Genomic DNA, 15,070 nt, shown 5'->3' with positions numbered 1-15,070 from the left:
TGGGGGGCGGGCAAACCCGCGAAAGGGCCAGAACAGGCAACCGATAATTATTTTCATTGGCACATCAACATTCTCCCAGGGCCAGCCGCCATCCCCATGAAGTCACTTGAATCGTATGGGGAACACATGGGTTACCACCTTTCACCGCTGACGCTGCTGGCTGCCAGCCTGCTGACCTGCGCCACCGTCCAGGCGCAGGATGCCACCTTCAGCCTGGACATCCCGGCCCAACGCCTGGACCGCTCGCTAAACGCCCTGGCCCAGCAGACCGGCACCCGCATCCTGTTTTCCACGGATGCTGCCGAGGGCCGGCAGGCGGCGGCCGTGCAAGGGCGCATGAGCGTCGCCCAGGCCTTGCAACAGCTGCTCGCCGGCTCTGGTCTGCAGCTGCAGCGGGCGGGGGAGGGTTACCTGATCGGCGCGCCGGCCAGCGGCATGGCGCTGGAACTGGGTGCTATCAACATCGACAGCCAGCGTTATGGCAACACCACCGACGGCACCGGTGCCTACACCTTGGGCACTACGCGCGCCGGTACAGGGCTTGATCTGTCGCCACGGGAAACGCCGCAGTCGATCAGCGTGGTCACCCGCCAGCGCATGGACGACCAGGGCCTGAACGACCTCACCGAAGTGCTGCAGCAAACCCCTGGCCTGTCGGTCCAAAGCCTGGGCAGTGAGCGGTTCAACATCTACTCGCGTGGCTATTCGGTAGACAACTACCAGTTCGACGGCATTCCCACCACCCTTGATATCGTCAGCCAGGTGTCGGCGCAAAGCCTCGCCGACATGGCCATCTATGACCATGTGGAGGTGCTGCGCGGTGCCACCGGCCTGCTGACCGGCGCAGGTGACCCTTCTGCCACCATCAACCTGGTGCGCAAGCGGCCCACCGCCGAGTTCAAGGGGCATGTCAGCGCTGGGCTGGGGTCGTGGAACAAGTACCGCACCGAGGTCGACCTGTCCGGGCCGTTGACCCCCAACGGCAATGTGCGCGGGCGCATGGTTGCCGCCTACCAGCAGAACGACAGCTTCGTCGACCACTACCACCAGGAAAAGCAGGTGTTCTACGGCATCCTTGAGGCCGACCTCAGCGACACCACCTTGCTCACCGTGGGCGCCGACTATCAGCGCAACCGGCCAGAGGGCTCGTCCTCGGTGGCGTTCCCGCTGTTCTACAGCAATGGTGAGCAAACCGACTTTTCCCGCTCCACCAATAGCGCCGCGCGCTGGAGCAGCAACCCTCAGGACGCACTGAACACGTTCGCCAGCCTCGAACAGAAACTCGGCCACGACTGGAGCCTGCGGCTGGCAGTGAACCAGATGTACATCAACCGCGACGACTACCGCCTGGCCACCGCCAGTTGGGGTTTCCCCGACAAGCAGACCGGCGACGGCGTGCGCCTGTACGGCGGCGCCGGCAGTACATGGCAGAAGCAGGTGGGTGTGGATGCGCAGCTCAAGGGACCGTTCCAGGCATTCGGCCGCGAACATGACCTGGTGCTGGGCTACAACTTCTCCCGCTACCAGAACCACCACGACCCGCTGCGCGGCACCGCGATCGAGGGCACCCGGGTCAACTTCTACACATGGGACAACTACACCACCAAGCCCAACACCGCCAACGGCAAGCTGTACGACGGCGATACCAGCATCTACCAGAGCGGTACCTACCTGGCGACGCGCCTGCGGCCCACCGACGACCTGTCGCTCATCCTGGGCGCCCGGGTCAGTAACTACCGCTACCGATACGACCTCAGCACGCAGCCGAACAAAATCCCGGGTAACCGTGAAAGCGGCGTGGTAACGCCCTATGCCGGTGTGGTCTACGCGCTGAACGACATTCACTCGGTCTATGCCAGCTACACCAGTATCTTCAAGCCGCAGACGGTACGTGATGCCAGCGGCGCAACGCTGGCGCCGCGCGAGGGCGACAACTACGAAGTCGGCCTGAAAGGCGAGTATTTTGACGGGCGCTTGCAAACCAGCGTCGCCGCGTTCGAGATCAAGCAGGACAACCTGGCCGTGGTCGACCCAGGCCGAGTTGTGCCAGGTACCACCACGGCGGCCTATGAAGCGATTTCCGGTGCCACCACGCGTGGCTTCGAAGTGGAAGCCAGCGGTGAGTTGCAGCCGGGCTGGAACCTCAGCGCCAGCTACAACCACAGCATCATCAAGGACGCCGACGGCGAGCGCATCAACACGGTGTTTCCGGCCAACATGGTCAAGCTGTGGACCACCTACCGCCTGCCGGGCGAGCTGGACCGCCTGACCGTGGGTGGTGGCATGAACTGGCAGAGCGGCACGCACTTCACTGCCGCGCCTGCCGAGCTTGGCACCGTCAAGGCCAAGCAAGGGCAGTTCGCCGTGTTCAACCTGATGGGCCGTTTTCAGATTACTGACCAGCTTTCCACCACGCTGAACGTCAACAACCTGTTCGACAAGAAGTACCTCAGTGCGCTGGATACCACGTTCTACAGTGGCTATTACGGCGAGCCACGCAACGTCATGGTGACTACCCGCTGGGATTTCTGAAAACGGGTCAAGGCCTCATCGCCGGCAAGCCAGCTCCCACAGTTGATCGCTGTACCCAGCCGTTGTGGTGACCCTGTGGGAGCTGGCTTGCCGGCGATAGGGCCCTCACAGTCGACAGATGGCATATGCTAGGCACATTGCCCGCCTAAAAGGAGCCCCACATGGCCTGGTCCGCCAACCAGTATTCCCTGTTCGAAGACGAACGCACCCGCGCGGTGCGCGACCTGCTCGCCGCCATCCCGCCACGCCCGGTGCGCCATGCCACCGACCTGGGCTGCGGCCCGGGCAATTCCACCGAGGTGTTGCTGCAACGCTACCCCGATGCCCAGGTGACCGCGCTGGACAGCGACCCGGACATGATCGACAAGGCCCGCGAGCGCAAACGGCTGCGCATCCCGCGGGTACGGACGGTCATCGCCGACATTGCCGGCTGGTCTGCCCCCGAGCCGCAGGACCTGATCCTGGCCAATGCCTCTCTGCAATGGGTACCTGACCACGCCTCGCTATACCCGCACCTGGTGCGTCAGTTGAGCGAAGGCGCCAGCTTGGCCGTGCAAACCCCCGACAACCTCGACGAACCGGCTCACCGGCAGTTGCGCGATATTGCCAGCCAAGGCCCCTGGGCGGCGAAATTCGCCGATTTCCAGTTGCCGCCACGGCACAATGCGGCGTTCTACTACGACTTGCTCAGCCCGCTGTGTGCGCGGGTGGATGTGTGGCGGACCACTTATCACCACCCCTTGGCGGGCGGCGCCGAAGCGGTGGTGGAGTGGTTCAAGGGTTCGGCGTTGCGGCCTTACCTGGCCAGGCTTGATGAGCAGGAGCAGGCTGACTTCCTGCAGATGTACTTGCAGGCCATGCAGCGCGACTACCCGCCGGCCACCGATGGCAAGGTGCTGCTGCCGTTCCCGCGGTTGTTCGTGATCGCTACCCGCTAGGCCGGCGCCAGCGCCAGGCCACGTAGCTGTAGATGCCCAGGTTGAGCAGCAGCACGATGCTGCCCAACAGCAATTGAGTGTGCGGTGTCAGCCCGGCGGGGTAGATCAGTGGCCAGATGTAGTGCTCGACAAAGCCGCCCTGGTAGCCTGCGCCCCCGGCTGCGCTGCGCATGCGGTTTTCCCAGGTGGTGAGCGGGCAGCCCAGGTGCAGGCACTCCACCGCCAGGCCCCAGGCCAGGGCCGGCAAGTGGATTAACAGGGCAGGGCGCCACTTGAGCACCAGCAGGCCGCCGAACAGCACTAGCAGGATGAAGGCCAGGTGCAGCAGGACCAGGGTGTCGGCGGCAAAGCGGTAGAGCATGGTTAGTGTGCCGGAGGTTGAAGTTAACCCAGCATAGTCGGGTGGCCTGCACTGGCCTCTTCGCAGCACAAGGCTGCTCCTACAGGTTATCGCATGCCTCTGTAGGAGCAGCCTTGTGCTGCGAAGAGGCCGGTACAGGCTTACAACCCTTCCTCGACCACCTGCAAAAAGGTTGCCACGACACGCCGCGTACGCTGCTCGCTCAGGCACACCAGCGTCTCGGTCAAATGCCGCTGACAATCCACGATCGGCAGCGCACATACCCGCGCATCGGCGCCAAACTCCGCCGCTGACACCACGCCCACTCCAATCCCCACCACCACCGCTTCCCGCGCCGCTTCGCGGCCTTCCACCTGGATCGCCGGGCGAATCCGCAAACCCGCCCGTTGCATCTCTTCTTCCAGCGTCTGTCGCGTCACCGAGCCGGGCTCGCGCAGCACCAGTGGCATGTCATCAAGGTCTGCCAGGCTGATCGAGCCACGGCTGGCCCAGGGATGATGGTGGGACACAAACGCCACCATCGGGTCGCGGCGCAGCGGCAGGCAATGCAGGCGTTCATCGTCGACATCCCGCCCGAGCAGGGCCAGGTCGGCCTGATAGCTGAACAGCCGCGCAAGCGATTCGTCGGTATTGCCCGTTTCGATCTTCACCTGAATGCCCGGGTAGCGCTGGCAGAAGCGGGCGACCTGCGGCAGCACGTGCACCGGGGCATCCACTGCCAGCACCAGGCTGCCGGTGTGCAGCGCGCGCGAATCGTGCAGCAGCTCCTGGGCCTCGGCTTCGCAGGCGAACAGGCGCTGGCTGATGCCCAGCAGGCGCTCGCCAAGGTCGGTGAGTTGCACCGAACGCTTGTTGCGGTGGAACAGCAATACGCCGAAGCGCTCCTCCAGTTTGCGCACCTGGTCCGACACTGCTGGCTGGGTCAGGAACAGCTTTTGCGCAGCGCGGGTAAAGCTGCCGTGCACGGCCACCGCATGGAAGGCTTTGAGTTGAGCGTGGGAAACCGACATGGCTGACCTCGGTAACAAGCTTGGCTTATGTGTGTAATACGATAAATCGATTTTATTTATCTTAGCGCAACTGTTTCCATAGATGTCAGCCCGGTGCCGGCATCACGAATGCCGCCAGGGCCCTGGTGCCCACACGGCGCCACCTGACCCGATGACGGCCTCGTCATCGCTGTGCGTAACACAAGAACAAGACAGGCGTTTCTTCACATTCTGCCGGCACACTTGAGCAAGAGGTCAGACACACATGAATCAATCCCTAGCCGCGTTCAAACGCTGGCGCATCCAGATTTTCGCCATCACCTGGCTGGCCTACGCCGCCTTCTACTTCACCCGCAAAGCCTTCTCGGTCGCCAAGCTGGGCATCGCTGAAGACCCAAGCTTCATGCTCGACAAGGCCGCCATGGCCAACCTCGACGCCATCTACCTGGCCGCCTACGCCGTGGGCCAGTTTACCTGGGGCATGCTCGCCGACCGCTTCGGCCCGCGGGTGGTGGTGCTTGGCGGGTTGCTGATTTCTGCTGTGGCAGCGGTGGTGATGGGCAGCTACGCCACCTTCCCGATCTTTGCCACCTGCATGCTGGTGCAGGGCCTGGCGCAGTCCACCGGCTGGGCCGGTTTGTGCAAGAACATCGGCAGCTTCTTCCCGGCCTCGCAGCGTGGGCGGGTACTGGGCCTGTGGAGTTCCTGCTATGCCTTCGGCGGCCTGGTGGCCTCACCGTTCGCGGGGTGGTGGGCCTATACCCTCGTGGGTACCTGGCACGCAGCGTTCTTCTCCAGTGCCGCCGTGGTGGCTTTGGTGGCCGTGCTGTTTTTCTTCCTGCAGCGCAACAAGCCTGAGGATGTCGGCCTGCCGGCGGTGGAACCCGAGCCGCAGAGCATGGCCCCGGCCGACAACCTGTGCAGCGTGTGGGCGCCGCTGAGGGAGATCCTGCGCAACCGCACGGTGCTGACTTTAGGGCTTGCGTACTTCCTGTTGAAGCCGGCGCGCTACGCCATCCTGCTGTGGGGGCCGGTGATCGTGTTCGAGCAGATGCCCTCAGTAGGCAAGGTCGGCGCGGCAATCATCCCGACCGCCTTCGAGCTGGCGGGGTTGCTTGGTCCGATCATGATCGGCCTGGCCTCCGACAAACTGTTTGGCGCCCGGCGCATGCCGGCCTGCGTGATCAGCCTGGTGCTGCTGACCATGACCCTGGCGGCGTTCATGGCGGCCATGCACACCGGTAGCGTGATGCTGGTGGTGGCCTTGCTGTTCGTCATGGGCCTGACCCTGTACGGGCCTGACTCAATGATCAGCGGCGCCGCTGCCATCGACTTCGGTACCGCCAAGGCCGGTGCCACTGCCGCCGGATTCGTCAATGGTTGCGGCTCGGTGGGGGCGGTGCTGGGTGGGCTGCTACCCGGGTATTTCGACGGCGTCACGGTGTTCATCGTGTTCGCTGGCTGCGCGCTGTTCTCGGCGCTGGTGCTGCTGCCGCACTGGAACAGCCGCCCGGCCAGCAGTGTGCAAAGCAACGACGTGGCACCGAATACCAGCATGGCAATCAAGCCACTGCGTACCTGAAAGGAAAGCGAGCGAATGAGACCCTTCTGGCTGCAACAGGCCCTGGATTCCACGCAGGAGGCGGTGTGCCCGCCGTTGCAAGGCGATGCCCGCTGCGATGTGTGCATTGTCGGCGGCGGCTACACCGGCCTGTGGACCGCATTGATGCTCAAGGAGGCGGTGCCGGCACTGGATGTGTTGCTGATCGAAGCCGACATCTGCGGCGCCGGTGCCAGTGGCCGCAATGGTGGCTGCGCGTTGTCCTGGTCAGCCAAGTACTTCACCCTGGAGCGCCTGTTCGGCATGGCCGAGGCGGTGCGCCTGGTGCGCGAGTCGGAGCGCAGCATCGGGGACATCGGGGCGTTTTGCGCGGCCAACTGCATTGACTGTGACTACCGCCTGGACGGCACGCTGTACACCGCCACCAACGGGGCACAGATCGGCGCCACGGACGGGGTGATCGCTGCGCTGGAGCAGAAGGGTATCAATTCGTTCCGCCGCCTGCCCTTGGAACAGGTGCAGCGTCTGGCGGGTTCGGCGCGGCATCTGGAGGGCTGGTTCTCCCCCGCGGCAGCCACGGTGCAGCCGGGCAAGCTGGTGCGCGGCCTGCGCCGGGTGGCCTTGCAGCGCGGTGTGCGCATTCATGAGGGTACCGCCATGACAGGCCTGGAGCACGGCGCCCCGGTGCAGGTGCGCACCGCTCATGGAACCGTACGTGCCGATCGCGTGGTGCTGGGCCTCAATGCCTGGATGGCGCGGGCTTTTCCGCAGTTCGAGCGCAGCGTGGCGATCGTTTCCAGCGACATGGTCATTACCGAACCGTGCCCCGAACTGCTAAGCCAGATCGGTCTGGACAGCGGCATCAGCGTGCTCGACTCGCGTATTTTCGTGCATTACTACCACAACACCTCTGATGGCCGGCTGATGCTCGGCAAGGGCGGCAACACGTTTGCCTATGGCGGGCGCATGCTGCCGGTATTCGACCAGCCGTCGCCGTACCGGCCATTACTGGGCGAAACCGTTGGCGAGTTTTTCCCGGCCTTGGCCGAGGTGCCCCTGGCGGCCAGCTGGAACGGGCCGTCGGACCGCTCGGTGACCGGCTTGCCGTTCTTTGGTCGCCTGGACGGGCAGGGCAACGTGTTCTATGGCTTTGGGTACTCCGGCAGCGGCGTTGGCCCGTGTCATATGGGTGGGCAGATTCTTTCGTCGCTGGCGCTGGGGCTGGATAACCCGTGGACCCGTTCGCCGCTGGTCAAGGGGCCGCTGGGGCTGTTCCCGCCCGAACCGATCCGCTACCTGGGCTCGCTGATGGTGCGCAATGCCATCCGCCGCAAGGAGCGTGCAGAGGACCACGGTTTGCGACCGCGTCGGCTGGACGTGCGCCTGGCACGGTTTGCGGCGGCGGCGGGCAAAGCCGATAAAGGCTGATGAGATTTCTTGTCGATCCCATGCCTGAGGGCGTATAAAATGCACCCACTTTTGGCCGGTCGCTTCCTGAACCGGCCGTTGAAACAAGAGAGTCGACATGGGCGCACAGTGGAAAGCCAAACATAGAGAAACAGCGGCCAATGCCAAAGGCAAGGTCATGGGCAAGCTGTCCAAGGAAATCCAGATCGCTGCCAAATCGGGCGCCGATCCCGACATGAACCCGCGCCTGCGCCTGGCGATCGTGCAGGCCAAGAAGGCTTCGATGACCCGTGAAACGTTGGAACGGGCGATTCGCAAGGGCGCTGGTCTGGACGGTGATACCGTGCAGTACTCGGCAGTCAGCTACGAAGGTTTCGCGCCGCATCAGGTACCGTTGATCGTCGAGTGCCTGACCGACAACGTCAACCGCACCGTCGCGCAAATCCGCGTGCTGTTCCGCAAGGGCCAGCTGGGCGCCAGCGGCTCGGTGGCCTGGGACTTCAACCACGTCGGCCTGATCGAAGCTACCCCGGAAGGTGACGCCGACCCGGAAATGGCCGCCATCGAAGCCGGCGCCCAGGACTTTGAAGAAGGTGAAGAAGAGGGCTCGACCCTGTTCATCACCGACACCACTGACCTGGATGCCGTGCAAAAGGCGTTGCCGGAGCATGGCTTTACCGTGACCTCGGCGAAGATCGGTTACACCCCGAAGAACCCGGTGAGCGCAGCCAGCCTGAGTGCTGAAGCACTGGCTGAGGTTGAAGCGTTCCTCGAAGCGATCGACGAGAACGATGACGTGCAGAACGTCTACGTCGGTCTGACCGCCTAAAAAAGCCGGGGCCGCGTTGCGGCCCATTCGCGACGCAAGGCCGCTCCCACAGGGGTTATGCACTCCTCTGTAGGAGCGGCCTTGTGCCGCGAAACGAGGGCAAAGCCCTCGCCTGCGGTCTGGAGCCGAACCCTTGATGAACCCCACCTTCGCCTCCCTCAGCCTCGCCCACCTGCGCACCCTCGACCACCTGCTGCAGCTGAAAAACCTCAGCCACGCCGCCGAGCGCCTGGGCGTCAGCCAGTCGGCCTTGAGCCGCCAGCTGGCACACCTGCGCGAAGCTTTCGACGACCCGTTGCTGGTTCGCCAGGGCCGCGGCTACGTACTCAGCGAATATGCCGAAGCGCTGGTCGAACCGCTACGCCAGGTTCTCGAAGAACTGCACGCCCTGCGCCAGCCCGCCGTATTCGACCCAGCCCGCTGTGAGCGCCGTTTCTGCCTGGCCGCTTCGGACTACGTGGCCGAGCACATGCTGCCGCTGCTGGTGGCCGCGCTGGAACATGAAGCCCCGGGCGTATCGCTGGAGTACCGTACCTGGCAGGCCGGCCAGTACGCGTTGCTGGCCAGCGGCGAAATCGACCTGGCAACCACCTTGTTCGACGAGTCGCCCCCCAACCTGCACGGGCGCTTGCTGGGTGAGGACCGTGCGGTGTGCCTGATGCGCCACGACCACCCGCTGGCCACCCACTCCGCGCTCAGCCAAGCCGATTACCTGGCGCACAAGCATGTGCGCATTTCCGGTGGTGGCGACAAGGACAGTTTCATCGACCGCCACCTGCGCGCTCAGGGCCTGCAGCGGCGGGTCAGCCTGGAAGTGCCGTTTTTTTCCGCCACCGTCAAGGTCATTGCCAACAGCCAGGCCGTGGCCACCGTACCCGAGCACATCGCCCGGCAATTGTGCCGCTTGCATGACCTGGCCTGGCGGCCGTTGGGCTTTATCGACCACAGCCAGCGCTACTGGGTGGTGTGGCACCAGCGGCTGCAGGCTTCAGCGGAGCACCGCTGGCTGCGCAACCGTGTGTTCGAGCTGTGGCGTCAGTCGCAGTTCGGCGTGCAGGGTGGGCATGCGGGTTCGCCATAGCAGGTATGCGCAAGGCGGGGTTATTCGCCGGGGGATAGGTGCCTAGACTGGGGGCATTGTGTTGTCTGTTCCGGCCTCTTCGCGGGTAAACCAGCTCCCACAGGTAATGCACCGTTCACGAACTTGGTGCAGTACTTGTGGGAGCTGGCTTGCCGGCGATAGGGCCGGAACAGGCAGTGGATTACCCACAGGAGAGCCCACGTGACCCCCGAACAATTCCGCCAGTACGGCCACCAACTGATCGACCTGATTGCCGACTACCGCCAGACCGTCGGCGAGCGCCCGGTCATGGCCCAGGTCGAGCCTGGCTACCTCAAGGCTGCCTTGCCCGACACCGCTCCCCAGCAAGGTGAGCCCTTCGAAGCCATCCTCGACGACGTCAACCAGCTGGTCATGCCCGGCCTGTCCCATTGGCAGCACCCGGACTTCTACGGTTACTTCCCCTCCAACGGTACGCTGTCCTCGGTACTTGGCGACTTCCTCAGCACCGGCCTGGGCGTGCTGGGCCTGTCGTGGCAGTCCAGCCCGGCCCTGAGCGAGCTGGAAGAAACCACCCTCGACTGGCTGCGCCAGTTGCTCGGCCTGTCGGGCCAATGGAGCGGGGTGATCCAGGACACGGCCTCTACCAGCACCCTGGTGGCACTGATCAGCGCCCGCGAGCGCGCCAGCGACTACGCACTGGTGCGCGGTGGCTTGCAAGCCCAGGCCAAACCCCTGATCGTCTATGTCAGCGCCCACGCCCACAGCTCGGTGGACAAGGCCGCGCTGCTGGCCGGCTTTGGCCGCGACAACATCCGCCTGATCCCGACCGACGAGCGCTACGCCCTGCGTCCGGAGGCGCTGCAGGCAGCCATCGAGCAGGACCTGGCAGCCGGCAACCAGCCATGCGCCGTGGTGGCCACCACCGGCACCACGACCACCACTGCGCTGGACCCGCTGCGCCCGATCGGCGAGATCGCCCAGGCCCATGGCCTGTGGCTGCATGTGGACTCAGCCATGGCCGGTTCGGCGATGATCCTGCCCGAGTGCCGCTGGATGTGGGACGGCATCGAGCTGGCCGATTCGGTAGTGGTCAATGCGCACAAGTGGCTGGGTGTGGCCTTCGACTGCTCGATCTACTACGTGCGGGATCCGCAGCACCTCATCCGGGTAATGAGCACCAACCCCAGCTACCTGCAATCGGCGGTGGATAGCGAGGTAAAGAACCTGCGTGACTGGGGCATACCGCTGGGCCGTCGGTTCCGCGCGTTGAAGCTGTGGTTCATGTTGCGCAGCGAGGGTGTAGAAGCGTTGCAGGCGCGGCTGCGGCGTGACCTGGACAATGCCCGGTGGCTGGCGGAGCAGGTAGGGGCGGCTGCGCAGTGGGAAGTGCTGGCACCGGTGCAATTGCAGACCTTGTGCATTCGCCATCGGCCGGCGGGGCTGGAAGGGGAGGCGCTGGATGCCCATACCAAGGGGTGGGCCGAGCGGCTGAATGCGTCCGGGGATGCGTATGTGACGCCAGCGACGCTGGACGGGCGATGGATGGTGCGGGTGTCGGTGGGTGCGCTGCCGACTGAGCGGGAGCATGTCGAGAAGCTTTGGGAGAGGTTGCAGGAAGTGGTTGCAGGCTGAGACTGCCGGGGCCGCGTTGCGGCCCATTCGCGGCACAAGGCCGCTCCAGGGAAACGCGCAAGCCTGGGCTCATGCGATCCACCTGTAGGAGCGGCCTTGTGCCGCGAAAGGGCTGCAAAGCAGCCCCCTGCAATCTATCAGTGGCTCACTGCCTGAAAGCTACCTTTACGGCTAGCTTCATACGCTGCCTTTTCCATCGGCTTGGCGTTCGGGTTACCCAGGTCTTCCATCGTCAGGCGATGGGTTTCCGGGGCGATGTAGGCGGCCAGGGCGCACACGCAGGTAATGAAGAACGCCAGGCTACCGACTACCAGCGGGATGTTGTCCGAGCCAGGTGGTGCAATCAGGGCGAACAGCGCCGGCAGCATGGCGGTCAGCATGGTGCCGATGTTCTGTGCGATGGCCATGGCCGAAACGCGGTAGCGGGTGTGGAACAGCTCTGGGTAGAAGCTTGGGAAAACCGCGTTGTAACCCTGGTAGACCATGCCCCACATCACGATCGAGGCGGCGAACGCCATTGGCACGTTCTGGATGCTGATTGCATACAGGTAGACGAAGGCCAGCAGGCCAGAGCCCAGGCAACCGGCGATCATGGTCGGTCGACGGCCAATCTTGTCCGACAGGTTGCCGACAAACGGGATCACCAGCACTGCGACGATGTTGCCGACCACCGGAATCCACAGGTACACGCTCTTGTCGAAGCCGATGCCATAGGCCGGCTGCACCGCGTAGGCCGCACCGAAGATGGTGGCTACCACCGGGATCACGTTCATCAGGGCCATGAACATCACCAGCACCATGTGCTTCCAGCTGTGACGGAAGGCTTCGCTGATGGGCGACTTGGCAACCTTGTCCTGCTTCTCTTCCTTCACGAATGCCGGGGTTTCATGCACTTCCTTGCGGATGATGAAGCCTGCGATCAGCACGATGGCGCTCATCAGGAACGGAATGCGCCAGCCCCATTCGGTGAAGGCTTCGCTAGGCATGAAGTAGGCCAGTGGCAGGAACACTGCCGCCGCCAGTACCTGGCCGGCCTGCACGCCTTGCAGGGTGAAACTGGCGTAGTAGCCTCTTCGACCGAACGGCGCGTGCTCCATGATCATGGAGCTGGCCCCGGAGATTTCCCCCGCCACGGCAAAGCCCTGGATCAGGCGCAGTACCACCAGCAAGGCCGGCGCGAGGTAGCCGATGTCGTGGTAGGTGGGCAGCAGGCCTACCGCCATGGTCGACAGGCCCATCAGGAACATGCACAGCAGCAGTACGTTCTTGCGACCGCGGGTGTCACCCCAGTGGCCCAGCACGAAAGCACCGACCGGACGCGCCAGGTAGCCCACGCCGTAGGTGGCCAATGAGGCGATGATGGCCATTTTCGGGTCGGTATTGGGGAAGAAGATCTGCGGGAAAATCAGGGCAGCGGCCTGGGCGTAGATGAAGAAGTCGTAGTACTCGAGTGCCGAGCCTATCCATCCACTGGCGGTCGCTTTTTTGGCTTGCGAGCTGGAGTGAGCCATCGTTGTCTCCGTTGTTATTGTTGTTTGCGCAGGTTCCGCCGTTGGTTCGCCAAGGCAGGAGGCAGTGGTCGGTGTGCCTGCGTCTGTGGTTCATGTTGACCACGGGCCAGCGGTCTAGCAATTCGTTAAAACGGGTTTTGTGCGATAATCGAACGCAAAACTAACCATTCCGTACAAAGAGATTGAAGCGACGACTTTACCTGCGAATAATCGATCGTGCCATAAACTGTGACAGTGGTTTTTTACCTGACTGGCACCGTCATTTTCTAACAACAAGGAACTCCCGTCATGCAGCGTTCGATCGCTACCGTGTCCTTGAGCGGCACCCTGCCGGAAAAGCTCGAAGCCATCGCCGCCGCCGGTTTTGACGGCGTCGAGATCTTTGAAAACGATCTGCTGTACTACGCCGGCAGCCCGCGCCAGGTGCGCCAGATGTGCGCCGACTTAGGGATAGCCATTACCCTGTTTCAGCCGTTCCGCGACTTCGAAGGCTGCCGCCGCGACCGCCTGCAGAAAAACCTCGACCGCGCCGAGCGCAAGTTCGACCTGATGCAAGAGCTGGGCACCGACCTGGTGCTGGTATGCAGCAACGTTCAGGCCGATGCCCTGGGCGATGAACAGCTGCTGGTCGACGACCTGCGCCTGTTGGGCGAGCATGCCGGCAAACGTGGCCTGCGCATTGGCTATGAAGCCCTGGCCTGGGGCCGTCACGTCAACACCTACCAGCAAGTCTGGAACCTGGTGCGCCAAGCCGACCACCCGGCCCTCGGGGTGATTCTCGATAGCTTCCACACCTTGTCGCTGAAGGGCAACCCAAGCGCGATCCGCGACATCCCCGGCGACAAGATCTTCTTCGTGCAGATGGCTGACGCGCCGATCCTGGCCATGGATGTGCTGGAGTGGAGCCGCCACTTCCGCTGCTTCCCGGGGCAGGGCGAAATGGACATGGCGGGTTTCCTGGCGCCGATTCTTGCCACTGGCTACCGTGGCCCGCTGTCGCTGGAAATCTTCAACGACGGCTTCCGCGCCGCGCCCACCCGGCAGAATGCCGCCGACGGCCTGCGTTCGCTGCTGTATCTCGAAGAACAGACCCGCTTGCGCCTGGAGCAGGAAAACACGCCGATCGAACCTGGCGTGCTGTTCACCCCGCCCGCGGCCAGCGCCTATGACGGCGTGGAGTTCCTTGAATTTGCGGTCGACGAAGCCGTCGGCGCGCGCCTGGGCAGCTGGCTGAAGCGCCTGGGCTTTGCCGAAGCTGGCAAGCACCGCAGCAAGGACGTACAACTGCTGCGCCAGGGCGATATCAACATTGTCCTGAACGCCGAACCGTACTCCTTCGGCCACAACTTCTTCGAGGCCCACGGCCCGTCGCTGTGCGCCACCGCACTGCGGGTCAAGGACCCGCAAGCCGCCCTGAAGCGTGCCACCGCCTTCCGTGGCCAGCCGTTCCGCGGCCTGGTCGGCCCTAACGAGTGCGAAGTACCGGCGGTACGCGCACCGGACGGCAGCTTGCTGTACCTGGTGGAGCAGGGCACCGCTGGCCACACGCTGTACGACACCGATTTCAGCCTGGACAAGAGCGCCACCGCCACTGGCGGCCTGCGTCGCATCGACCACATGGCCCTGGCCCTGCCAGCCGAGTCGCTGGACAGCTGGGTGCTGTTCTACAAGAGCCTGTTCGACTTCGCTGCCGACGACGAAGTGGTGCTGCCCGACCCGTATGGCCTGGTCAAGAGCCGCGCCCTGCGCAGCCAATGCGGCACTTTGCGCCTGCCGCTGAACATCTCGGAAAACCGCAACACCGCCATTGCCCATGCACTCTCCAGCTACCGCGGTTCGGGGGTGCATCACATTGCCTTCGATTGTGATGACATCTTCCGTGAAGTGGCGCGTGCCAAGCTGGCTGGAGTACCGCTGCTGGAAATTCCGCTGAACTATTACGACGACCTGGCGGCGCGCTTCGATTTCGACGACGAATTCCTCAGCGAACTGGCGTACTACAACGTGCTGTACGACCGCGACGCCCAGGGCGGCGAGCTGTTCCACGTGTACACCGAACCGTTTGAAGAGCGCTTCTTCTTCGAAATCATCCAGCGCAAGGGGGGCTATACCGGTTACGGCGCGGCCAACGTCGCGGTGCGCCTGGCAGCCATGGCCAAGGCCCGCAGCGGCGCGGCGCGCAAGCCCGTCCTCTGACCCCGACGCGGTCGGTGTAGGAGCGGCGCAAGGCCGCTCCTACACCGAGGG

General features: G+C 63.9%; 11 protein-coding genes. 8 read left to right on the top strand and 3 right to left on the bottom strand.

Translation table 11 applies throughout. The features are described 5' to 3' along the window. Positions 1 to 126 precede the first annotated feature (126 nt). Both E8E78_RS07850 and tam read left to right on the top strand, forming a co-directional pair. Positions 127 to 2,532, top strand: coding sequence for a TonB-dependent siderophore receptor (locus E8E78_RS07850; protein WP_280337101.1), 2,406 nt, complete (start codon positions 127 to 129; stop codon positions 2,530 to 2,532). Positions 2,533 to 2,693: 161 nt separating this feature from the next. Further along, positions 2,694 to 3,470, top strand: coding sequence for a trans-aconitate 2-methyltransferase (gene tam / locus E8E78_RS07845; RefSeq protein WP_049275500.1), 777 nt, complete (start codon positions 2,694 to 2,696; stop codon positions 3,468 to 3,470). On the opposite strand, the gene E8E78_RS07840 is transcribed toward tam, so the two are convergent. Beyond that, on the bottom strand, positions 3,460 to 3,831 hold the full coding sequence (locus E8E78_RS07840; protein ID WP_016500406.1) for a DUF2784 domain-containing protein: 372 nt from the start codon (positions 3,829 to 3,831) through the stop codon (positions 3,460 to 3,462). The two genes, tam and E8E78_RS07840, sit on opposite strands and share 11 nt — an antisense overlap. Before the next feature lie 140 nt (positions 3,832 to 3,971). Continuing rightward, the gene (locus E8E78_RS07835) at positions 3,972 to 4,841 is read right to left on the bottom strand and encodes a LysR substrate-binding domain-containing protein (RefSeq protein WP_016500405.1); all 870 of its coding nucleotides are present in this window, start codon (positions 4,839 to 4,841) and stop codon (positions 3,972 to 3,974) included. A 244-nt stretch (positions 4,842 to 5,085) separates the two neighbouring features. On the opposite strand from E8E78_RS07835, the gene E8E78_RS07830 reads away from it, so the two are divergent. From E8E78_RS07830 to E8E78_RS07810, 5 genes are all read left to right on the top strand, one after another. Next, entirely contained in the window at positions 5,086 to 6,402 is a 1,317-nt protein-coding gene (locus E8E78_RS07830; protein WP_016500404.1) for an MFS transporter, read from the top strand. Positions 6,403 to 6,417: 15 nt separating this feature from the next. After that, the gene (locus E8E78_RS07825; RefSeq protein ID WP_280314005.1) at positions 6,418 to 7,809 is read left to right on the top strand and encodes an FAD-dependent oxidoreductase; all 1,392 of its coding nucleotides are present in this window, start codon (positions 6,418 to 6,420) and stop codon (positions 7,807 to 7,809) included. Positions 7,810 to 7,906: 97 nt separating this feature from the next. After that, positions 7,907 to 8,617, top strand: coding sequence for a YebC/PmpR family DNA-binding transcriptional regulator (locus E8E78_RS07820; protein ID WP_016500402.1), 711 nt, complete (start codon positions 7,907 to 7,909; stop codon positions 8,615 to 8,617). A 136-nt stretch (positions 8,618 to 8,753) separates the two neighbouring features. Further along, positions 8,754 to 9,698, top strand: coding sequence for a LysR family transcriptional regulator (locus tag E8E78_RS07815; protein ID WP_016500401.1), 945 nt, complete (start codon positions 8,754 to 8,756; stop codon positions 9,696 to 9,698). Between the two features lie 201 nt (positions 9,699 to 9,899). Then, positions 9,900 to 11,312, top strand: coding sequence for a DOPA decarboxylase (locus tag E8E78_RS07810; protein WP_016500400.1), 1,413 nt, complete (start codon positions 9,900 to 9,902; stop codon positions 11,310 to 11,312). A 137-nt stretch (positions 11,313 to 11,449) separates the two neighbouring features. Here E8E78_RS07810 and E8E78_RS07805 read toward each other — a convergent pair whose 3' ends face one another. Further along, positions 11,450 to 12,823, bottom strand: a complete 1,374-nt coding sequence (locus tag E8E78_RS07805) for an MFS transporter (RefSeq protein WP_016500399.1) — start codon at positions 12,821 to 12,823, stop codon at positions 11,450 to 11,452. Between the two features lie 288 nt (positions 12,824 to 13,111). Between E8E78_RS07805 and quiC the strand changes: the two genes are divergently transcribed. Next, positions 13,112 to 15,019 (top strand): 3-dehydroshikimate dehydratase QuiC, encoded by a 1,908-nt coding sequence (gene quiC, locus E8E78_RS07800; RefSeq protein ID WP_280314000.1) that lies wholly within the window; start codon positions 13,112 to 13,114, stop codon positions 15,017 to 15,019. The last annotated feature ends 51 nt before the right edge of the window (positions 15,020 to 15,070 follow it).

Origin of the sequence: Pseudomonas sp. BN505, from assembly GCF_029873175.1 — a bacterium.
Taxonomy (GTDB): Bacteria; Pseudomonadota; Gammaproteobacteria; order Pseudomonadales; family Pseudomonadaceae; genus Aquipseudomonas; species Aquipseudomonas putida.
The sequence above is the reverse complement of the archived record's forward strand: the minus strand, read 5'-3'. Positions and strand labels throughout refer to the sequence as shown.

Excerpts from the sequence above, each read along its gene's own strand:
- tam (WP_049275500.1), top strand. The coding sequence starts at position 2,694 with ATGGCCTGGTCCGCCAACCAGTATTCCCTGTTCGAAGACGAACGCACC.
- E8E78_RS07830 (WP_016500404.1), top strand. The coding sequence starts at position 5,086 with ATGAATCAATCCCTAGCCGCGTTCAAACGCTGGCGCATCCAGATTTTC.
- E8E78_RS07825 (WP_280314005.1), top strand. The coding sequence starts at position 6,418 with ATGAGACCCTTCTGGCTGCAACAGGCCCTGGATTCCACGCAGGAGGCG.
- E8E78_RS07805 (WP_016500399.1), bottom strand. The coding sequence starts at position 12,823 with ATGGCTCACTCCAGCTCGCAAGCCAAAAAAGCGACCGCCAGTGGATGG.
- quiC (WP_280314000.1), top strand. The coding sequence starts at position 13,112 with ATGCAGCGTTCGATCGCTACCGTGTCCTTGAGCGGCACCCTGCCGGAA.
- E8E78_RS07840 (WP_016500406.1), bottom strand. The coding sequence starts at position 3,831 with ATGCTCTACCGCTTTGCCGCCGACACCCTGGTCCTGCTGCACCTGGCC.
- E8E78_RS07820 (WP_016500402.1), top strand. The coding sequence starts at position 7,907 with ATGGGCGCACAGTGGAAAGCCAAACATAGAGAAACAGCGGCCAATGCC.
- E8E78_RS07815 (WP_016500401.1), top strand. The coding sequence starts at position 8,754 with ATGAACCCCACCTTCGCCTCCCTCAGCCTCGCCCACCTGCGCACCCTC.
- E8E78_RS07835 (WP_016500405.1), bottom strand. The coding sequence starts at position 4,841 with ATGTCGGTTTCCCACGCTCAACTCAAAGCCTTCCATGCGGTGGCCGTG.
- E8E78_RS07850 (WP_280337101.1), top strand. The coding sequence starts at position 127 with ATGGGTTACCACCTTTCACCGCTGACGCTGCTGGCTGCCAGCCTGCTG.